Annotated in this window: 17 protein-coding genes; 6 read left to right on the top strand and 11 right to left on the bottom strand. The window is 69.5% G+C overall.

Annotated features, from left to right (window positions below; genetic code table 11):
• Positions 1-127 precede the first annotated feature (127 nt).
• Positions 128-1,912, bottom strand: a complete 1,785-nt coding sequence (locus KOI47_RS28480; RefSeq protein ID WP_269756667.1) for an ABC transporter ATP-binding protein — start codon at positions 1,910-1,912, stop codon at positions 128-130.
• A gap of 85 nt (positions 1,913-1,997) precedes the next feature.
• Here KOI47_RS28480 and KOI47_RS28475 point away from each other — a divergent pair, with 85 nt between their 5' ends.
• Positions 1,998-2,474, top strand: coding sequence for a MarR family winged helix-turn-helix transcriptional regulator (locus tag KOI47_RS28475; RefSeq protein ID WP_216209630.1), 477 nt, complete (start codon positions 1,998-2,000; stop codon positions 2,472-2,474).
• 39 nt (positions 2,475-2,513) lie between these two features.
• Entirely contained in the window at positions 2,514-2,990 is a 477-nt protein-coding gene (locus KOI47_RS28470; RefSeq protein ID WP_216209628.1) for a DoxX family protein, read from the top strand.
• 3 nt (positions 2,991-2,993) lie between these two features.
• On the opposite strand, the gene KOI47_RS28465 is transcribed toward KOI47_RS28470, so the two are convergent.
• Together KOI47_RS28465 and KOI47_RS28460 are read right to left on the bottom strand one after the other, a co-directional pair.
• Positions 2,994-3,842, bottom strand: a complete 849-nt coding sequence (locus KOI47_RS28465) for an SDR family NAD(P)-dependent oxidoreductase (protein WP_216209626.1) — start codon at positions 3,840-3,842, stop codon at positions 2,994-2,996.
• Between the two features lie 85 nt (positions 3,843-3,927).
• Entirely contained in the window at positions 3,928-4,503 is a 576-nt protein-coding gene (locus tag KOI47_RS28460; protein ID WP_216209624.1) for a copper chaperone PCu(A)C, read from the bottom strand.
• A 107-nt stretch (positions 4,504-4,610) separates the two neighbouring features.
• Here KOI47_RS28460 and KOI47_RS28455 point away from each other — a divergent pair, with 107 nt between their 5' ends.
• Positions 4,611-5,642, top strand: a complete 1,032-nt coding sequence (locus tag KOI47_RS28455; RefSeq protein ID WP_332461429.1) for a helix-turn-helix domain-containing protein — start codon at positions 4,611-4,613, stop codon at positions 5,640-5,642.
• Here the strand turns inward: KOI47_RS28455 and KOI47_RS28450 are convergent.
• From KOI47_RS28450 to KOI47_RS28440, 3 genes are all read right to left on the bottom strand, one after another.
• Positions 5,625-9,674 (bottom strand): S8 family serine peptidase, encoded by a 4,050-nt coding sequence (locus KOI47_RS28450; RefSeq protein WP_216209623.1) that lies wholly within the window; start codon positions 9,672-9,674, stop codon positions 5,625-5,627. The genes KOI47_RS28455 and KOI47_RS28450 overlap by 18 nt on opposite strands.
• Before the next feature lie 205 nt (positions 9,675-9,879).
• On the bottom strand, positions 9,880-10,512 hold the full coding sequence (locus KOI47_RS28445) for a lamin tail domain-containing protein (protein ID WP_216209621.1): 633 nt from the start codon (positions 10,510-10,512) through the stop codon (positions 9,880-9,882).
• 174 nt (positions 10,513-10,686) lie between these two features.
• Positions 10,687-11,127 (bottom strand): lamin tail domain-containing protein, encoded by a 441-nt coding sequence (locus KOI47_RS28440; RefSeq protein WP_216209618.1) that lies wholly within the window; start codon positions 11,125-11,127, stop codon positions 10,687-10,689.
• Between the two features lie 1,018 nt (positions 11,128-12,145).
• On the opposite strand from KOI47_RS28440, the gene KOI47_RS28435 reads away from it, so the two are divergent.
• Both KOI47_RS28435 and KOI47_RS28430 read left to right on the top strand, forming a co-directional pair.
• The gene (locus tag KOI47_RS28435; RefSeq protein ID WP_216209616.1) at positions 12,146-12,592 is read left to right on the top strand and encodes a nuclear transport factor 2 family protein; all 447 of its coding nucleotides are present in this window, start codon (positions 12,146-12,148) and stop codon (positions 12,590-12,592) included.
• Positions 12,589-13,242 carry a ScbR family autoregulator-binding transcription factor gene (locus tag KOI47_RS28430; RefSeq protein WP_216209614.1) on the top strand — a complete coding sequence of 218 codons (654 nt, stop codon included), beginning with the start codon at positions 12,589-12,591 and terminating at the stop codon, positions 13,240-13,242. Before KOI47_RS28435 ends, KOI47_RS28430 begins: the two co-directional genes overlap by 4 nt.
• Positions 13,243-13,247: 5 nt before the next feature.
• Here the strand turns inward: KOI47_RS28430 and KOI47_RS28425 are convergent, their stop codons facing one another.
• The 5 genes from KOI47_RS28425 to KOI47_RS28405 form a co-directional block, all read right to left on the bottom strand.
• On the bottom strand, positions 13,248-14,312 hold the full coding sequence (locus tag KOI47_RS28425; RefSeq protein WP_216209612.1) for an XRE family transcriptional regulator: 1,065 nt from the start codon (positions 14,310-14,312) through the stop codon (positions 13,248-13,250).
• A gap of 46 nt (positions 14,313-14,358) precedes the next feature.
• Entirely contained in the window at positions 14,359-15,033 is a 675-nt protein-coding gene (locus KOI47_RS28420) for a hypothetical protein (protein WP_216209610.1), read from the bottom strand.
• Positions 15,034-15,126: 93 nt separating this feature from the next.
• Positions 15,127-16,251, bottom strand: a complete 1,125-nt coding sequence (locus KOI47_RS28415; protein WP_232376313.1) for a DUF222 domain-containing protein — start codon at positions 16,249-16,251, stop codon at positions 15,127-15,129.
• Between the two features lie 419 nt (positions 16,252-16,670).
• Positions 16,671-17,453 carry a DUF1295 domain-containing protein gene (locus KOI47_RS28410; protein ID WP_216209606.1) on the bottom strand — a complete coding sequence of 261 codons (783 nt, stop codon included), beginning with the start codon at positions 17,451-17,453 and terminating at the stop codon, positions 16,671-16,673.
• Between the two features lie 7 nt (positions 17,454-17,460).
• On the bottom strand, positions 17,461-18,699 hold the full coding sequence (locus KOI47_RS28405) for an SAM-dependent methyltransferase (protein WP_216209604.1): 1,239 nt from the start codon (positions 18,697-18,699) through the stop codon (positions 17,461-17,463).
• A gap of 121 nt (positions 18,700-18,820) precedes the next feature.
• On the opposite strand from KOI47_RS28405, the gene KOI47_RS28400 reads away from it, so the two are divergent.
• Positions 18,821-19,570 carry a DUF1365 domain-containing protein gene (locus KOI47_RS28400; protein WP_216209602.1) on the top strand — a complete coding sequence of 250 codons (750 nt, stop codon included), beginning with the start codon at positions 18,821-18,823 and terminating at the stop codon, positions 19,568-19,570.
• Positions 19,571-19,605: the final 35 nt, after the last annotated feature.

Here is a 19,605-nt window from a genome sequence, read left to right as displayed (position 1 = left end):
GGAGCAAACACGTGCGTGTGGACGGCAAACACGATCGCGGCGGCGTGTTTGCCGTCCACGCGCACGTGTTGGCCGTCTGTGCGCACGCGTTGGCCGTTCATGCGCACGCGTTGGCCGTTCGGGGGTGTCAGGCGGCCGGGGTGAGGGCGCCGTCGCGCCGCACCAGGCGGGCGTAGTGGCCGTCGGCGGCCAGCAGGTCGGCATGCGTTCCGCGCTCGACGATCCGGCCTTGGTCCAGCACGACGATCTGGTCGGCGTCGCGAACGGTGGAAAGCCGGTGCGCAATGGTGATCGTGGTCCGGTCCGCGGAAAGGGTGGCGAGGGCCTGCTGCACAGCCCGTTCGGTCTGGGTGTCCAGTGCGCTGGTCGCCTCGTCCAGGATCAGGATCGGCGGGTCGCGCAGGATGGTGCGGGCCAGCGCGAGCCGCTGCTTCTCCCCGCCGGAGAACCGGTAACCACGCTCGCCGACCAGGGTGTCGTACCCCTCCGGCAGGCTCGCGATGTGCTCGTGGATCTGCGCGGCCTTCGCCGCGGCGACGAGTTCCTCCTCGTCGGCGTCCGGCTTGGCGAAGCGCAGGTTCTCGGCGACCGAGGCATGCAGCAGGTACGCCTCCTGGGAGACCACCCCGACCGCGCCGGAAAGGGTGGCGAAGGGGAGGTCCCGCACGTCCACCCCGTCGATCCGGACCCGGCCCGCGGTGACGTCGTACAACCTCGGCACCAGGTAGCTCAGCGTGGTCTTGCCGGAGCCGGTCTCCCCGACGATCGCCAGGCTGGTGCCCGCGGGCACGGCCAGGTCGATCCCGGCCAGCGTGCGCTCCGAATCGGGCTCGTAGGAGAATTCGACGCCCTCGAAGCGGACCTCGCCCGCGATCCGGGCCGGCCGCACCGGCCGCGGCGGTTCGGTGATGTCCACCGGCAGGTCGAGGTACTCGAAGATGCGGCTGAACAGGGCCAGCGAACTCTGCACGTCCACCCCGGTGGACAGCAGCGAGTACGCGGGCCGGAACAGCGTCTGCTGCAGGGTGACGAAGGCGACCAGGGTGCCGATGGTGATCACCGGGACCCCGGAGGCGAGGGTGAGCCCGGCCGCCCAGTAGATCAGTGCGGGCAGCGCGGCCATCACGATCTGGATGGTGGACATCCGCCACCGCCCCGCCATACTGGCCGAGACCTCCAGCCGCGCCAGCGTGGCCGACTCGGCGGTGAAGTCCTCGGTGAGCGAGCCGGACCGGCCCATGGTGCGGCCGAGCAGGATCCCGCTCACCGAGAGGGACTCCTGCACCCGGGCGGACATCGTGGCGAGCTGGCTCTGCCGCCGCGCGCTGATCCGCTTGCGTTCCGCCCCGACCCGCCTGCTCACCAGCACGAACACCGGCAGCAGCAGTAACGAGACCACGGTCAGCCGCCATTCCAGCGCGAGCATGGCCACCACGGTGGCGACCACCGTGGTGAGGTTGGAGACCAGCGAGGTCGCCGTCGAGGTGACGGTGGCCTGCATGTTGCCGATGTCGTTGGCGATCCGGGACTGGATCTCCCCGGTACGGGTGCGGGTGAAGAAGGCAAGGGACATCCGCTGCAGCCGGGCGTACACCGCCGAGCGCAGCCCGTGCATCACCGCCTGGCCGACCTGGGTGGACAGGTAGGTCTGAGCGACGTTGAACACGCTGGTGGCCACCGCGACGCCGATCATGCCGAGCACCAGCATGCTGAGCAGCCCCAGATCCCGTTGCGGGATCGCCACGTCGAGCACCTCGCGCAGCAGGAACGGGGAGATCACCGAGACCAGCGCGGACATCCCGACCAGCACGGCCACCACCAGCAGCTTGCCCCGGTGCGGGCGGAACAGGCGCAGGATGCGCCGGACCTGCGCGGGGTGCTCGGCAGCGGCGGCGGGTTCGGGCGAGGACACGGGCGGCTCCAACGGCACGCGATTACAGAGTCACCTTCATAGTTACCATGGTTCATTGTTACTGTCACTCTGTTAAGCTGAGGGCGTGGATGTCGGTGACGAGGAGGAGCGCCTCGGCGCGCTGCTCCTGCGGCTTGCCAAGAGCGCACACGTCCTGCAGCGACGCAATATGGGAGACCTCGGTCTCACTCCCGCGCAGGCGCGGGCGCTGGCCGTGCTCGGCCACTGCGATGCCCCGCCCAGGATGGCCGAGCTGGCCGAGCGCCTGCAGGTGGTCCCGCGCGCGGTGACCCCGGTGGTGGACGCGCTGGAGGAGGCGGGCCTGGTGCGGCGGGAGATCGACCCGGACAACCGGCGCTCCACCCTGGTCACCCTGACCGAGGAGGGCAGGGTGATGTGCCGCCGGTTCGGCGAGTTCCGGGCCCGCGCGGCGGGGGAGCTGTTCGCGCCGCTGGACGCCGGCGAGCGGCGCACCTTGCTGGAGCTGATGGAGAAGGTCGAGGAGTCCGGAAAAAATCTTCGGGCGGATTGTCGATCCGCGCACGCCCGGTTCGACGCGTAGGTGAAGGCATACAGCGACCACCTACGAAAGGGCGCGATCATGACCACCACCACGACCTCCAGCACGAACTCCGCCCCCACCGGGACCGCGGGCCGGACCAACACCGTGGCCACCAACGCCGTGCTGGCCGGGTTCCGGATCGTCGCGGGCTTCCTGTTCCTCTGCCACGGCCTGCAGGGCTTCGGTGCTTTCGGCGGGATCGACACCCAGGGCACCGCGGTCGCCTTCCTGGAGTGGCCCGGCTGGTGGGGCAGCCTGATCGAGCTGGTCGGCGGCGCACTGGTGGCGCTCGGCCTGTGCACCCGGCCTGCCGCGGTGCTCTGCTCCGGCGCGATGGCCTACGCCTACTTCGTCGTGCACCAGCCGACGGCCCTGTTCCCGCTGCAGAACATGGGCGAGCCCGCGGCGCTGTACTCCTGGATCTTCCTGCTGATCGCGGTGCTCGGCCCCGGCCGGTACGCCCTGGACACCCTGCTGCGGCGCCGCCGGGAGCCCGCGGCAGGCACCGGGTCCTGACCGCTACAGCGCCCAGCGCTGGGCGGGCGGCGGTTCCAGCGCCCCGGCGAGCTCGCCATCGAAGGCCGCCGCGACCTCCTCCACCGTCCACTCCTCGTGCGCCAGCACCGGCTCCTTGAGCGCGGGCTGGCGCACGATCATGAGCTTGTCCCCCACGAAGCGGATCAGCTGCCCGGTGATCCCGGCGGAGCGGTCGCTGAGCAGGTAGGTCACCAGGGGCGCGATCCGCTCCGGGGTCTGCTCGGGGGAGGAGAGCCGGTGCGCGTTCGGATCCTGCTCCATCAACGGGGTCCAGGCCAGCGGGCAGACCGCGTTCACCCGGATGCCGTGCTCGGCGAGGTCGGCGGCCCAGGAGGCGGTCATCGAGGCCACCGCACCCTTGGAAGCCGAGTAGGCCGCGGCCCCGCGTTGCCCCAGCATGGAACCGGAGCCCACGTTGACGATCACCCCGCGGCCGCGGGCGTGCATGACCCGTGCGGCTGCTGTCCCGCAGTACATCGAGCCCAGCACGTTCACCTCGATCACCGCGCGGATCCGGGCCGGGTCGTCCCGCCACGGCGGCAGGTGGTGGCCGACCGCCGCGTTGTTCACCAGCCCGTCCAGCGCGCCGAACCGGGTAACGCACTCCTCGACCAGCGCGCTCGCCTCCTCCGGATCGGCCACCGAACTGCCGTCGGCGACGGCGCGGCCGCCCGCCTCCCGGATCTGCCCGGCCACCTCCTCGGCCAGGTCCCCGCGCACGTCGTTGACCAGCACCATCGCCCCGGCCGCCGCCGCGTGCAGCGCGTACGCCCTGCCCAGCCCGCGGCCGGCACCGGTGATCAGTACCGCCTTGCCATCCAGCACATCCATGGCTCCAGTCTCGGCGGCGGGGCGGCGGGCCCGGTGGCCGAAACGGCGGGAGGGCCGTTCCCCGCGCCGAGTGGCGCCGGCATGATCAGGTGCACGCCCGGCGGGGCTGCTGGTCGGCAGGGTGGACCGGCTGCACCTTCACGTCCAGGGTGGTCTGGCCCGCCCGCTCGAAGGCGAAGGTGACCGGCACCGTGGTTCCCGCCCGCACCTTCCGGTCGAAGGAGACCAGCTCCACGTGGTACGGCAGGTGCCCGGTGACCGCCTTGCCGTCCGGGGCCGGCACCGTGCCGCCCGCCGTGAGCGGGATGGCCTCGACCTGCTCCGCCGTGCCGTCGCAGTTACGGTCCCAGCGCATCATGGCCTTCTCGGCGTACCCGCTGGTCACCTCGGCGAGCCGGTCGGGCCGCTCGGCGCTGTTGACCATCGTCAGCAGCACCCGTGCGTCCTCACCGGTCTGGTAAGCACCGTCCAGCGGCCGCTGGACGTACACATTGCGCAGTTCGACCTGGCCGACCGAGCCGTTGGTGCCGACCGTGGCGAGCTGCTCGTCCTCCAGCGGGGCCGGGTTGCCGCACGCGGTCACGGCGAGAGCCATGGCCGCGCAGGCCGCAGCTGGCCTTGCCTTGGGTAGGTCCTGCATGTCCTGGGCATACCCGGTCATGGCGGGTCGCAACCCCGTGCGATGAGGCCCTCCCCGGCGGCGGTACTCGCTGGTTGAATGGAGGGTCACCACCAGCAGAAAACGGATACCGGGACGGGAGGCACCGTGTGAGGGGCACCGGCATGCTCGGCATCGTCGGTATCCGCCCGATCGACCAGGCGGCGTACGAGGCCCTGATCGAAAGCAACTCGATGACGATGGCGGAGCTGGGCAGCGAGCTGGGACTCAGCCCGCAACGGCTGCGGCCGGTGCTGCGTGCCCTGCGGGAGCGGGGACTGGTGGTCCGGCAGCCGGGCCCACCGGAGAGCTTCGCTGCGGTCGCCCCTGAGGTGGCCCTGGAAGCGCTGTTCCTGCAGCAGGAACGCGAGCTGTCCGAGGCAAGGAAGGTCGCCGCCCAGCTGGGTGAGCGCTACCGGGAGGCGGCGAGCTGGCGGCATCCACCCGAGCTGATCGAGGTGGTGCACGGCGGCGAGGCCATCGGCAGCCGGGTCGAGCAGGTCATGCGCACCGCACGGGAGCAGGTGCGGTTTGTCGACAAGCCGCCATATGCACATCTTCCCGGTGCGCTGCATCCGGTGGAACGCGACCTCCTCGGCCGGGGCGTGCGGTTCCGGGGGATCTACGACCGCCGCGCACTGGAGGTACACGACCTGCGCGCTGACCTGGAGGCCGGGCTGTCGCTTGGCGAGGAGGCGCGGGTGGTCGCGAACGCTCCGATCAAGATGATCCTGGCGGACAACCGGCTGGGCCTGATCCCGCTGCAGTCGGAGTCGCCGACGCTGAACAGCGCGCTGATCGTGCACCCTTCGGCGCTGCTGGACGCGCTGGACGCACTGTTCGGCAACCTCTGGCAGGAGGCCGTCCCGCTGGCGCTGCCGGACGAGGACGCCATGGAAGCCGGGACGCTCTCCCCCGAGGACACCCGGCTGCTGGCACTGCTGACCACCGGGATGCCGGACCGCAGCATCGCGCGGCAGCTCGGGCTCAGCTACCGCACCTTCCAGCGCAGGCTGCACGGGCTGATGCGGGAACTCGGCGCGGAGACCCGGTTCCAGGCGGGGCTGCACGCCGCGGCGAGGGGCTGGGTGACCCTGCCCCTCGCCGAACGGCCTGCTTCGGAACTACCGGACGCCGACTGACGGCACCGCGGACGGCGGGGCCTTCAGCGAGTACGCCCGCTGCATGGTCTGGCTGACCGTGTTCCCCGAGGCGTCCCGTGCCTCGGACCGCAGCCACACGAACCCGTCGGTCTGCGCCAGCTCCGGATGCGTGACGGTCACCGCCCACTTACCGGAGCCCTGCGGGTTCGCGGTGGCTCGTTGCCAGGTCTGCCCACCGTCGGTGGAGTACGACACGCGCAGCCACATCACCGGGCTGCCCTCGGGTGCCTCCGAGTGCGAGGCCGCCGAGGTGGTGAAGGTGAAGCGGGTGTCCGCAGGCGCCTGGTTGGCGAGATCCAGCGGGAAGTCGTGCTCGAGCTGGATCAGCGGCTGGAACGAGCAGTTCGTGCCGCCGCCGTAGCAGTTGAAGCCACGCGGCGTCGTCCCGTCCGGCCGGGTGGCGGTGAAGCTCCACTCGGTTTCGGTGCGGGTGGCGTGCCGGAACAGGGCGGTGCTCACCGCACCGACCACCGGCCGGTCCGGCATCACGTCGCGTACGCGCAGGGTGTACCGGGTCGGGTCGGGCGCCAGCTCGTACACCGGGAACAGCGCGAGCGGTTCGCCCTGGTTCACCGGCTGGATCTCGCGGTCACCCTGGAACAGTTTCGTCTCGGTGATATTGAAGTGCTGGGAGTTCCCGTACGGACTGGCGAAATGCCCTGGATTCCCGTCACCCCACTGGAGCGGCGGAAGGAACTGGTCCGGATTGCCGTCACCGCCGCGGCAGCCGGAGCACAGCTGCCGCCAGCCATCAACCATATCCGGGTAGCGCGCGGGGTTGTCGGGCTGCAGCTCCACCGCCGTGCTGTGCATGGGTGCCCGGAACCAGTGCTCGTGCGGGCGGCTGGACTCGCCGGGACGGTAGACATTCTGCTGGTACATCGCCAGCTTGGCCGGCCTCCCGTTGGCACCGGTCCCGGAGAGGGTGACCGACCGGCGCCACACCGTGCGGTCGTTGCCCGGTCCGACGTACTCGGTCAGCGTCGCGGGGACCGGAACGTCGGTACCGCGCAGGAACTGCGTCTTCCACAGCCCGGTCGGGAAGGCATACCAGGTCTTCTTCGCCGACAGCCCGGACCGGTCCGCGTGATAGGTGGTCGGGATCGCGATCAGTTCGGCATGGTCGACCTGCCGTACCTGGTCGGCCGGGACGCCGTTCTCCTCAAGGTAACTGAGGTTGTACATCCGCTCCGGCTGGGGCTGCACCCGCACGGTCAGCTTCGGCTCGCCGCTTTCCAGCTCGGCCCGCAGGGCTGCGCCCTCCTCGTGGCTGAGCGAGAGATGCGGCAGTCCGGAGCCGGAAAGGCCGCTCAGCGGCAGCGCGCCCGGAGCATCTACATAGGACACCACGGCCGCGGCGCCTGCCTTCGCGGCGTGGCGGGCGACCGAACTTGCGGACTGGTAAGCCTGACCGGCCCCGACGGCATCGTCGGGCGGCGCGGGAAGCCCGACCACGACGATCTTGCCCTGCACGTCGAGACCGGTCAGGTCCTCGGCCGAGCCCGCTCCGGCGAACACCAGCGGCAGTACGTGTTCACCGGGCCACCCCTCGGCGAGGCTGGTGGCGTCGTACTCCGGGTGCAGCTGGCGGCCCTGGATGCTCGCCTGCACCATCGCGGGCCGCAGGCTGAGCGTGTCCTGCAGGGTGATCGCTCCGCGTCCGGTGGCCGCGGCGGGGGTGGCGAACACCTCCCAGTCCAGTGCTCCGGCGCCGAGTGCGACCTCGGCCATGAACGAGGGTTTGCCTGCCTGCGCCGGAATCACCCTGCGCAGCGCGACGAAGCGGTCCAGCTGTTCCAGCGGTTCGTTCCCGGTCACCCGTACCGGAACGGCTTCGGTGGCGTCCAGATGGATCTTCGTGGGGTCCTTGACCTCCACCTCGGACTTGCTCAGCGCGGACCAGCGCATGGTGGTCGCACTCCATTCCATGGCCCTGCCCAGCGCGGAGTAGGTGCCCGCTGGCAGCAGCACCCTGCCCGCCCCGTTCACCATGTCGACCTGGTGGGTGAGCCTGTCCTGGAACGGGTCGTTGCCGTGCGCCGCGCCGGAGGTGTCATCGAGGATCGTCACGGTGGCCCTGCTGGCGGGTTTGCCTTTCGAGTCGGTCACCCGCACGTCCAGCGGGAACAGCCGGGGTGCGTTGTAGGTGCTGATCGGGGTGCGGAGCACGGACTGGCCGTCGGCCGCGGTGGCGACCACGGTGCCGCCGTACACGCCGCTGTCTCCGATATCCGGGTCCACCGATACCGTGGCGGTGGCGCTGGCTCCTGGCGCGATGGTGACGTTCCGTTCGTCCAGCCGCATGGTCTCGGCCGGGGCCGGTTTGCCGTTCCAGCCCTTGGCCTCGAGGGACAGCTCCAGCGAGACCGGCCGGTCACCGGTGTTGGTGTAGGTGAGCTCCTGCGGTACCCGCGGGAGGTCGTGGCCGTTGCGCTGGTGCCTGCCGAAGTTGGCCGAAGCGGGAGCGCTGATCGGTTGCCCGGTCGCACGGGCGACGTCCAGCAGCCCGGCGCCCTGCTCGAACCACGGCAGGTCCAGGTCCTTGGCCGTGGAGACGAGGTGGTCCTTCAACCGGGCACCGGACCAGTCGGGATGCTGCTGGGCGAGAATGGCCGCGGCGCCCGCGACATGCGGGGTGGCCATGGAGGTTCCGGACCAGCGGGTGTAATGCTCGCCGATGGGCGCGCCACCGGAGGTTCCCGCCGCGCGGGCGGCGGCGATATCCACCCCCGGCGCGACCAGTTCCGGTTTGACCGCGGCATCGGTAAGCCGCGGCCCCCTGCTGCTGAACCAGGCCAGCTCGTTGTTCCGGTCCACCGCACCCACGGTGAGCGCGGCGTCGGCGCTGCCGGGAGTGGTCACGGTCCGGTTGCCGGGGCCCGAGTTGCCCGCGGCGACCACGAACAGCGTGCCGTTCTTCGCCGAAAGGGTGTTCACCAGTTCGGCCAGCGGGTCCGTGCCGTCGGTGATCCCGGCGCCGAGGCTGAGGTTGACCACATCGGCCCCGCGGTCCACTGCCCATTCCATCCCGGCCATGACCTGGGATGCCGGCCCGGTTCCCCAGCGGTCGAAGACCTTGGCCGACAGCAGCTCGGCACCGGGGGCGACACCCCGGTAGCTGCCCCCGGAGGCCTTCCCGCTGCCCGCGGCGATGGATGCGACATGCGTGCCGTGGCCATGCAAGTCGGTGTCGTCCTGCTCGTAGGTGAAGTTGGCCGATTCGGTGACCCGGCCTGCCAGGTCCGGATGGTCCGCGTCGATGCCGGTGTCCACCACGGCCACCGTGGTGCCACTACCGTCCAGCCCGCTGTCCCAGGCCGCGGGCGCGCCGACCTGTCGCGCGCTGTGGTCCAGGCTGACCCGCACGGTGCGGTCCAGCTCGAGTTCGGTGAGGCCGTGCCGCAGCTCGCCGTCCGTGCCGGGGTCGGCCGCGACCGCGGCCCAGAACTTCTCGGCCTCGGCCTTGTCCACCCGCATGCCGACCCCGCCGAGGGTGCGTACGGCGGTGTGCGGCCGGGCCGCGGGCAGGTCATCGGCCCGCGTCCGCAGGGATTCGGCGGAGAGCCTTCCGTCCTGGTCGTAGCTGGCGAGCACCGGGAGGGAGTTCGCCGTTGCGTCGGCCAGACCCTCGTCGACCAGCGCGGTGAGGTTGAACAGCTCCTCGTCCAGCACGTCGGCGTGGAGGTAGGGCAGCGCATCGGAGGGATAGACGAAGAGACCGTCGGGGGTGGTGACCGTCTCGAAGGTGACCGGAGCACGGCCGGTCCGCGGCGCCGCGTCGATGCGGGCGGCGCGGGTACCGTCCGCGTGCTCGGTGTAGGTGATCTCGTCCCCGGTCAGCAGGGTGACCCGGTGGACGGCTTCGGCAGGGGAGGCCGCCGCCAGCGGGTCGCCCGGCTCCGCCGCCGCGACCTGCGAGGGGTACACGATCGCCTGGGTGGCGAGCAGCGCGAAGGCGAGGAGGGAATGTCGGAGTCGCCTGCGGGCGGTCCGGTTATGAGGTGCGGTCATGTCGGCCTCACTCTCGTCGATCACAGGGGCAGGGGTGTGATCGAGAATGAGCTGTCCGCAGATCTGGGGAAACAGTTCCGTCGGGCGGAAAGTCGCCGATGGCGACTTCCCGCCAGCGCGGCGACGGGCCCGGGCCACCTTTCGGTGACCCGGGCCCGCTCTCGCTACGCGCTGTTCAACCAGCCAGTTCGTGCTGCCTGGATGATCAGTTCACGGCACCCAGGGTGCGCTGGTGCAGCGAGAAGTCCTGCCGGTTGTTGTCGGTGTCGATGCTCAGGATGTTCCGCGCGTTGGCGGCCTCGAGCTGAGCGGTGGTCCCGTTCTCCGCGATGGCGGGCTGGCCCTCGAGCGCGGGGCTCGCGCCGAAGGAGAACGCCACACCGTCGACCTTGAACTGGTTCTGGTCGGCGTTGACCTGCGAGTTGTAGACCGCGACGCCACCGGTGGTCGGGATGCCCTGCACGTTCAGCAGGTTGAACGGCTGCACGTAGGTCGCGTCCTGGACCAGGCTGGAGAAGTTCGGGCCGGTCAGCACGAGGAACTGGCCGACGTTGCCCATGGGCCGCAGGACGGTGCCATCGGCAACCTGGATCTCCCACTCGGTACCGACGGAGTCGTACACCTCGATCACGTAGTCACTGATGTCCAGCGGCTGGTTCGTGATGTTGCGGATCTCGATGGCCTCGTCCAGCTGGCCGTTCGGCCCGATGGCGGTCACCTCGTTCACCACGACCGTCCGGGAGGCTGCTACCTCATCCTGCGCTGCGCTCGCGGTGCCCGCGAACCCGACGGCGGTGGCGAAGCCCAGCGCCAGCGCACCGACCAAAAATCGACGCATTTCCTTTTCTCCCTTCCCGGAGAGATATGAAATACTATTATCAGACTGCGGGATGCGGAACCGCTTTTGGCTTCCGCTTGCCCGCCGTCATTTATCCTGCCGGGATCGGAGTCGTGGTCAAAAGGGGCCATTTTGCTGGTTCGGATATCCGTTGATGCGCCCGGTGTCAGTGGCTCATTCGGTTGGGGTAATACCAGGACGTGGTGCCTGGCAGGTGAAGTCCGAAAGGTTGTCATCGGTGTCGGTGCTGTTCTCGTCCCGGCCGAGGGAAAGGTGGTCGCACAATCTTGCCGCCCGGTTCTCCCGGCACGGCGTGTCGGGAGCGAAACCGAGGCCGTCGACTCGTTTCCTGCTTTGATCAAGCAACATCAGCCCGTTTCCGGCCACCGAGTCGACAACGAGGTGCGCCTCGACTGATCCGGCGAAGCCACCGCCGGTGACCACATAGTCGCCGTCGCCAGGAACGAAGCTACCGACCGGGACCACGGCTAGTTCGGTCGATCCGGTGCCGGAACAACTCCGGATCGACCACCCACCCAGGTGTACCGGGTCGGGGGAGGTGTTGTGCAGCACCACGAAGCCGGCGGGCCCAGGCAGTAGCTCGTCGATCTTCATGGGGCCCTCACCTGGGCCGACGCCGGTCGGCGTGGTCAGCGCGCATGTTACGAGTATGTTGCAGAGCAGGTTCATGGCCTGCATTCTGAACCCGCCTGCGCGGTCACGCACGGGGCCAATTGTCCCTGAAGAAAGGACCTTCGTCTGAGTGGGTCAACGCGGGATCGCGTGGATCATCTGAATTGATCTGCGACGCGATCCCGCCCCGCGGTGTTCAGTTCCGGTAGTGCGGTACCGGACTGGTGTGGGCGTTCCGGCGGGAGTGACGCTGCGCAGCGGCCGCCTTTTCCAGGTCGGTGCGCGGAAGTTCGAGCGCCAGGCTCAGCCAGGACCGCCAGTAGGGGCCGGGAATGCGTTTTCCACGTTCCCAGCGGGACACTTCTTCCCTGGTCACACTGTAGTTGCCGGATACGGTGGACAGCCGGTCAGCCAACGTGCACTGGGTCAACCCGTGTTTCCGCCTGTGCTGCAGAACTAGCTCGGAGATCGGTTCGGTGGCCTCGGCGGGAGGGTGTGCTCTTACCTCGAGCACGGCGGTGACTCCTTCCTCGGTTGGGTGGGGATGTTCTCGGTCGCTTTCCCACCATGCACCCATTTCGGCCGGCTGGACAGTCTTCGTGGCGTGGCGAAGTGGTGATACTCGGGGCACGTCAGCAATCCAGCCGCTGGCCCGGGGCGCGGGACGGTCGCCATGCGGACCCTGCCGGGCCGTGGGTGTGTGTTTTTTCACCGCGTGCTGTGCCGCGGTGGGTCGGGAGCGGATTCGTTACGGGTTTTTCGACGGGGTCATTCGAATGGCCGATCTTTCTGGTCGCTTACTTGCCCCAGCTCGGCTGCTGTTTTGCTCCGAACGGACGTTCCGCTTGCTCGCTCCGGCTTATCTTCGCAGGTAGAAAGCCCTTTGCGTGGAGGTCGGGCGGGTGGGTGTCCGGCCACCGACTCTTGTTGCCCTTGCTAGAGTGCAAATCTGGTACGGGATCAATCGGGTGCGGCGACGCGAGCGGAGAGAATCGGTCACGTGGGATTGTGTGCTGATATTCGTGATGAGAACGCCAAACCGCTGTCCACGTTCGAGCTCGTGCAGTTGCTGCTGGCACGGCTCGGTGCGCAGGACGCGGAGGGACTTGCCCGGCTGTTCGCGCCGCAGGTCGAGTGGCGGGTGACGGATCCGGCCAGTTCCCAATGGCGCAGCGGGGTGCGGACCCGGCGCGAGGTCGAGTCGTTCTTCCTGGCCACGTTCAGCGCCCTCGGGCTGGAAGGGCTCACCGTGCGCAGGCTGCTGGTGGACGGCGAGGATGCGGTGGTGCTTGGCAAGGCCAGATGGCGCACGCTGGCGACCACGGCGGTGCACGAGGCGGACTTCGTGCTGAGCGTGTCGGTGCACCGGGGCGCGGTCCATGAGTACTGGCTGATGCAGGAGGCCGTCGATCTGCCATCCGGCTCCGAACCGGTCCGGACGCGATGAGCGTGTTGGTGGAAGGCACGGGCGCCGGGAACAGACGGGCGCGGGCCGCGCGCACCCGGCGGAACCTGCTCGTCGCCGCGGCCGAGGTGTTCGAGCGGGAGGGCTTCTCCGGCGCCAACCTGCATGCGGTGTGCGACCGGGCCAAGGTGACCAAGGGCGCGTTGTACTGCCATTTCCGGTCCAAGGACGCGCTCGCCGTCGCGTTGGTCGAGCACCAGGCGCTGGAGTCGTACGCGCTGCGGGACGAGCTGTTGCGCCGTGGTCTCGGCCCGGCACAGACCCTGATCGACCTGTCCTTCGCCTTCGTGCGGCGGCTGGAAGAGGATCTGATGACCCGGATCGGCAACCGGTTGCTGCGCGAGGCGACGATTTTCGACCGCGCGGGCGCCGGTCAGGTGATCGGCTGGACCACCATCGTGCGGGACCTGCTGAAGTCGGCTGACCGCGCGGGCGAGCTGCGGCCGGGGCTGAACCTGCGCCAGGTCGCCGAGGGCATGGTCGGGGAGTTCCTCGGTCTCCAGCTGATTTCCCAGGCCCTCACCGGGCAACGGGACCTGCACGCCAGGCTGCGCAGGGCTTGGCGGGCGCAACTGCCCTCGCTGGTGCAGCCGAACGCGCTGCGCGGCCTGCGAATCGCCCCGGCGCGGTGAGCGGGCTACTTCACCAGCCGCAGCGGCGCGGACGGCTGCCCGCCCGCGGCGTTGAAGACCAGGCCGAACACCATGCCGGACAGCTCGTCCGGGGTCAGCGACAGTTCCGCTGCGATGTCCCGCATGGTCCGGCCGCTTTCCCGCAGCGTGCCGAAAACCTTGGACAGCAGCTGCGAGGTTTCGCCCGTAATGCCGGTGGGCTCCCCACTGCGGTAGCCGCGCCTGCTCAGCTCGACGCAGGCGGAGCGATACTGCCAGTCGCTGAGCATGGACAGCTCGTGTAACCGGTAGGTGAGGGCGAGCGCGGAGACCCGCCAGATCCGTTTGGCTTCGATGATCTGGTCGACCAGGGGTGCCCCCGGCATGCGGCCGCGGACACTGGCTGTTGGCATGAGGAAGGCCCCGGCGAAAGCGTTTGCCTGCTGCTCGGCTCCGGGGCCGCCGACCTCGGGCGCGCCCGCGTGCAGGACCAGGTGGGCCAGCTCGTGCGCGGCGTCGAAACGGCTGCGTTCCGGGGTTTTGCTGGTGTTCAGGAAGACGTACGGGGTACCGGCATGCCAGAAGGAGTAGGCGTCGACCTCGGCGTGCTCGGCGGCGAGGGAGAAGACGCGGACGCCGTGTGCTTCCAGCAGGTGGATGATGTTGGCAATGGGCTCGTTGCCGAGTCCCCACCGGGCACGGGTCATTTCCGCCGCGGTCTCCGGGTCCGGCCGTTCCAGCGTCGGCACATCGGCCGCGGGCAACTGGAAAGTGCGTTCCAGCCAGGTGTTGAACTCCACGGCCAGCGCCCCGACGCTCAGCGCCGAGGCCCGCCGCGCCTGGCTGAGCTTGCTGCGGGCGCGGAAGGCCACGGCGCCTTCCGGCAGCTCCGCTGTCGCCGGGGCGGTGAAGAAGGACTCCGGGAAGTCCAGCGTTTCGGCCAGTGCTCGCAGGGCACGGTCACTCGGCTGCTGCCTGCCGCGCTCGTAGTTGGTCACACTCTGCGCACTCACGCCGATCTGTCGCGCCAGCTCGGCGACGGTCAGGCCGCGCCGCTTCCTGGCCAGGCTGATTCGCTCAGGGGTAACCATGTCTCCGCAATTGTGGTGTGCCTCCGGCAACGCCCGGTGATCGGGGTCAGCGCCGGGCCACCCGCACGTCGATCGGTTCGTGGTGGTCAGCGCCGAGATCGACGATCGGCGGAAACTCGACCGGCCGCAGGCAGTAGCGGGCGGCCCAGTTGTCGATTTTCTGGTCGGCCCTGCTCGGCGCGGGCTGGGCGATCTCGTAGCGGACCCTGGTCACGCGCCCTTCCTGGTCGTGTTCGTGGAAGGTCACCAGGAACCAGGCCTTTGCCGGTTCGTGCCCTTCATCCGGCAGCCCGAGCAGGGCGTCGATCTCGGGCAGCGAATACTGGTCGCTGTCGTTGTGCGCGGTGAGGTTCTCGATCGCGGTGCCCTTCGGGTAGGTGCTCTCCAGCCGCCCACCGGGCCGCCCGGTGTGCTGGTTGCCCAGCATCACCCCGAGCAGCACACTCCCGTCCGGGCTGCGGGAGAAGGGCGCGTTCGCCGGGTTGACCGGGCGCCAGCCGTTTTCCGCGAGAACCTTGCGCAGCTCCCGCACCCGGCCCATCCAGTCCCGCAGGCCCGCGGCCGTACCAGGCTCGAACTCGTCGGCAAGCCGCCGATCCCGTACACCCGACCAGATCGCCTGCTCCAGGTACTCCCGTTTCAGGCCGAGTTCGGCGAGTCGCTCGTCGAGCTGACCGGGCCCGTCCCGTTCATCGGACATGCTGCGAGCAACCGCGGACATCGGCGCCTCCCTCGCTCGGACTTATGAAGATGGTACCGCGATCGTGGTCGCTATTTCATAAGTCAGCTCCTCGGCGTGTCGGCAAGGTGCAGCTCAGAAGGGTGGTTTGTCGTTGTCTGGGGTGAGGGGTTCGTGCAGGGGTTCGCGGGGGCTTTGGTGGATGTCTCCGTGGGGTGTGGTGATGGTGGGTATGCCGTCGATCACCTCGTATTTCCATCCCGGCAGGTCCTTCAGATGGTGGTCGCGCTCGCAGTACCCGACCAGCTCCTCCTCCCGGGTGGTGCCGCCCTTGGCCCAGTCCGTCGTGTGGTCGTTCTGGCACTGCTGCGAGGGCCGGTGGCACCCGATGCCCTGGCATTCCCGGTCTCGTACCCGCACGAACTCATCCAGTGCCGCCGGGGGCCGGTACCGCGTGCGTCCGAGGTCGGTGGGATGCCCGGTGGCCGGGTCGGTCAACAGCCGTCGCCAGACGCTGTCGGGGTGGGTGGCCAGCTCCCGCGCCAACGCCGCGGGGATGTGCCCGTGCCCGGCCAGGTATCCGGGCTGCTCGTCCAGTCCGAGTAGGGAGCTGGCGGCGAAGTAGAGGTACACCTCCGTCCGCGGCGCCCGGGTCGTGCCGTCTTCTCGGAGGGCCAAATCGGCGAACACGTCCGCCCGCAACTGCTCCAACGTGCGACTGTCCCCTTCTTTCCGCATCCGTCGGGCGGCCCGGTCACACCGCGCATAAATCGCCGTGGCCACCTCCGTCGGGAGGTCGGCCGTAAGGCTGGACACCCCATCGTCTTGGTGCACCAGTTCCAGCGACCGTTGTGCCCGCCGCGCCCGGGTGCGCCGCGCCGCCCCGTCGGGGTCGACCGCGAGTACCTGGTAGCGCACCGACCGCCGCAGGCTGGTGCGGTCTTTGCGTTCCAGTTTGTCGCCCATCCGCTCATCCACCTCGCGGGCCTGGTGGTCGGTGAGGACCGCGGTGGGTTCCACCACCGCTTTCACCTTCTCCTGGTCAATCCGGCCGTCCCGGAACGCGGCGAGGGTGTTCGGTAGCCGGGTGAGGTGCTGTCCCAGCGCCAGGGCTTCTTCGACTCGGTGCCGGGTCCAGTAGAGGCGTCCGGCGATTTCGGTCACCAGCGAGACCCGTTCGTCCCCGTCGTGGGCGAGGTCGGCCACCAGCAGCACCCGCCGCGCCTCTAATTTCGCGATCTCGCGTTCGTTGGCCTCCAAGGCGTCGAGTGTATTGAGTGCGTCTTCGGCGGGATCCGTGTGCGGATCAGAACTGTGTCTGTCCATACCCATAATTGTATCGACGGGACCGACAAGAATTCCCCGCGTGAATGACTACCCGCTGGTATTCACTCGAATGCGTGTTCGACACTGAATGCCTGCCGGGTCGGGGGACGGTGCTCGTTCCGTGGGGTGCTGGCGCTAGTAACCAGCCCTGCTAGTGGTGATGTGTGGAGCGCCAGTGCCCCGCGGCGCGCCGGAGGCGTGCTTGAAACCCAGCCACAGACTCGTCACCGGCCAACACGGTTACCTGAGCGGCCAACACAACGCGCGGGAACGGCCAAAGCGTGCGCGTGGGCGGCCAAAGCGTGCGCGGGAACGGCAAACACATGCGCGTGGGGAGCAAACACGCGGGTGGGTCAGGGGCGGCGGGGTGGGAGGGGAACGAAACCGCTGGTGCGCTCGACGTATTCGGCGTAACGCGGGCGGGTTTCGCGGAGTTGGCGTTCCAGCAAGGGTTTCCCGGTCCCGCGGGCGAGCAGCCAGGTCATCAGGATCGGGGAGAACACGGTCACCGCTCCGAGGGGATGGTGGCAGGCGAGCAGGTAAAGGCCCCACCAGACACAGGCGTCGCCGAAGTAGTTCGGGTGCCGGGTGTATCGCCACAGGCCACGGTCCAGCACCGCGCCGGCATTGGCAGGGTCCGCCTTGAACCGGCGCAGTTGCTCGTCGCCGATCGCCTCGAACAGGAAACCGAAGATCCATACCGCGACCCCGAGCCAGGCCAGCACGGTGAACCCCGAGTCCGCCGCGTACAGGGCCAGCAGCACCGGCCAGGACACCACCCACATCACGACGGCCTGGGCGAGATACACCCGCAGGAACATGTGCACCGCCGGATTCCCGCGGGCGCGGGCCAGGATGTCCCGGTAGCGCGGGTCCTCGGGCTTGCCGCGATTACGCCGGTGGATGTGCACCGACAACCGCAGCCCCCATATGACGGTCAGCGCGCAGGCGACCACACCAGGCACAGTGGACATCCCGGCGACCAGGACCGCCACCACCGCAATGGCCGCGAATCCGGCTCCCCAGGCCGAGTCGACCAGGTCGTACCGGCCGCGGCGCAGGGCCAGCAGGAAGGTGACACCGATGACGGCCAGAGCGGTGCCAAGACCGGCCGCGCCGAGGGCAAGTACCAGCACGTGATCACTACACCTTCCTGGCGAGGATCTGGTTCACGCCCATCCGGTTGTTCTCAAACGCGAGCGCCCCGCCCGCAAGGTAGAGCCGCCACACCCGCGCCTGCTCGAGGCCCGCCAGGTTCACCGCTTCGGGCCATTGTTGTTCCAATGTGGCCGCCCAGGCCCGTACCGTCCGGACGTAGTGCTCGCGCATGGCCTCCACCCCCCGTATCTCGAATCCGGCTCGCTCGAGATGGTCGAGCGTCCGGCTCACCGGCACCATGCTCATATCCGGTGCGATGTAGGACTCGATGAACGCGCCGCCACCCGGTGCCGGACCGGGGCGGGACATCTGCTGCAACAGCAGGGACCCCTGTGGGCGCAGCATCCGGTGCAGGGTCGCGGCGTACATTGGGTAGTTGGCCGCCCCGACGTGCTCGCCCATCTCGATCGAGGCGACCGCGTCGTAGCGGTCACCATCCAGGTCCCGGTAGTCCGTCAGGTGTACCTCCACCCGGTCGGCCAGACCGAGCTCGCCTGCCCGGCGCCGAGCGTACTCGGCCTGCCGCGCCGACAGGGTCACCCCGGTCGCCCGCACGCCATGGTGCTCGGCCGCGTAGCAGATCAGCGAGCCCCAGCCGCAGCCGACGTCCAGCAGGCGCATCCCCTCGGTGAGGCCCAGTTTGCGGCAGACCAGCTCGAGCTTGTCATCCTGCGCGTTGGCGACGGTGTAGCTGGGGTCGTCCGAGGTCCAGTATCCGCTGGAATAGGCCAGCCGCGGGTCCAGCAGGAACTCGTAGAACTCGTTCCCCGCGTCGTAGTGGTGGGCGATCACCGCGCGGTCCCGCCGCCTGCTGTGCAGTACGCCGCGCGGCCGCGCTTCAGTCGTCGGCCGCCGCGGGCGCGGGCCGAGTACGCCGAGGCCGATCGCGGTGCGCAGCAGCAGTGCCCACTGCGCGGGCCCGAGCCTGCCCGGCCGCCTGGCGGTCACGTCTGCCAGTTCCCAGCATCGGCGCAGCCCCTCCGTCAGATCGCCTTCCACGTCCAGATCCCCGCGGACGAACGCCCTGGCCAGGCCGAGTTCGCCAGGCGAGTAGAGCACATGCCGCAGGGCCCTGCGGTTGCGCAGCAGCACCCTGGGCCCATCGGCCGGCCCGGCGCTGCTGCCGTCCCACGCGGTCAACCCGACCGGAAGCCCGACCCCGAACAGTTCGCGCACCACCGACTCGAGCCGTTCCGCCGCGGCACCACGCCGGTTCGCCGCCATCCGCGCCCTCCTCCGCCGGATTCGTCCTGTGCCGTATTCGGAGCCGGGTCGGGGCCGGGCTTGCCGATGTGACACAGGTCATCGAACCCATCTTTCTTCCAGGCGGCTCCGAATGGTGGTTATGCAGGTCGAGTCGAACCCGGCGGCCGTACCCGCGCTCTATGCGGCGGTCGTCGCGCACACCAGGCACACCGGGCCGTCCCGGTCGTTCCGGCACCGGCTGTACCTGTGGCTGGTCGATCTGGACGCGCTGCCGCAGCTGCCGCGCTGGTTGCGCCCGTTCGCCCGGTTCGACCCCCGTGATCATCTCGGTTCGCCCGCGCGCACGATCCGGCAGAACCTGGGGGACTGGCTGGCCGAGCACGGGATCGACCTGGCAGGCGGGCGGGTACTGATGCTGGCGCACGCCAGGGTCCTCGGCTACGTGTTCAACCCGCTCAGCGTGTTCTGGTGCCATCGAGCGGACGGCGAACTGGCCTGCGTGGTGGCCGAGGTGCACAACACCTACGGGGAGCGGCACTGTTACCTGCTGCACCCGGACGCGGAGGGATACGCCGCCGCGGACAAGCAGTTCTACGTCTCGCCGTTCCTGCCGGAGGAAGGCGGCTACCGGATGAAGTTGCCGGTCCCAGCGGAACGCCTACAGGTGCGGGTGCAGCTGCGCGACCGGGAACAGCCGCTGCTCACCGCGGCCGTCACCGGCAGGCGGTTCGCGGTGACCCCGCGCCGCCTGCTGGCGCTGCTGCTGCGCTGGCCGCTGGCACCGCAGCGGGTGTCGATGGGGATCCGCAGACACGGGATCGCGCTGTGGCTGCGCAGGGCCCCGTTCTTCCGCCACCCGGAGCGCGCGTCCCGTGGCGGGTTCCGATGACCCCGGCTGCGCCCGGACCAGGTTCAGGTAAACAA

This window comes from Amycolatopsis aidingensis, from assembly GCF_018885265.1.
Taxonomy (GTDB): Bacteria; Actinomycetota; Actinomycetes; order Mycobacteriales; family Pseudonocardiaceae; genus Amycolatopsis; species Amycolatopsis aidingensis.
Note: the sequence above shows the minus strand (reverse complement) of the source record. Positions and strands in the feature narration are given on the sequence as shown.

What these genes read in the sequence shown, in the direction of transcription:
- KOI47_RS28470 (WP_216209628.1), top strand. Translation starts at nt 2,514, where the DNA reads ATGACCACCACCACGACCTCCAGCACGAACTCCGCCCCCACCGGGACC.
- KOI47_RS28465 (WP_216209626.1), bottom strand. Translation starts at nt 3,842, where the DNA reads ATGGATGTGCTGGATGGCAAGGCGGTACTGATCACCGGTGCCGGCCGC.
- KOI47_RS28460 (WP_216209624.1), bottom strand. Translation starts at nt 4,503, where the DNA reads ATGACCGGGTATGCCCAGGACATGCAGGACCTACCCAAGGCAAGGCCA.
- KOI47_RS28450 (WP_216209623.1), bottom strand. Translation starts at nt 9,674, where the DNA reads ATGACCGCACCTCATAACCGGACCGCCCGCAGGCGACTCCGACATTCC.
- KOI47_RS28445 (WP_216209621.1), bottom strand. Translation starts at nt 10,512, where the DNA reads ATGCGTCGATTTTTGGTCGGTGCGCTGGCGCTGGGCTTCGCCACCGCC.
- KOI47_RS28440 (WP_216209618.1), bottom strand. Translation starts at nt 11,127, where the DNA reads ATGAAGATCGACGAGCTACTGCCTGGGCCCGCCGGCTTCGTGGTGCTG.
- KOI47_RS28430 (WP_216209614.1), top strand. Translation starts at nt 12,589, where the DNA reads ATGAGCGTGTTGGTGGAAGGCACGGGCGCCGGGAACAGACGGGCGCGG.
- KOI47_RS28425 (WP_216209612.1), bottom strand. Translation starts at nt 14,312, where the DNA reads ATGGTTACCCCTGAGCGAATCAGCCTGGCCAGGAAGCGGCGCGGCCTG.
- KOI47_RS28420 (WP_216209610.1), bottom strand. Translation starts at nt 15,033, where the DNA reads ATGTCCGCGGTTGCTCGCAGCATGTCCGATGAACGGGACGGGCCCGGT.
- KOI47_RS28405 (WP_216209604.1), bottom strand. Translation starts at nt 18,699, where the DNA reads ATGGCGGCGAACCGGCGTGGTGCCGCGGCGGAACGGCTCGAGTCGGTG.
- KOI47_RS28400 (WP_216209602.1), top strand. Translation starts at nt 18,821, where the DNA reads ATGCAGGTCGAGTCGAACCCGGCGGCCGTACCCGCGCTCTATGCGGCG.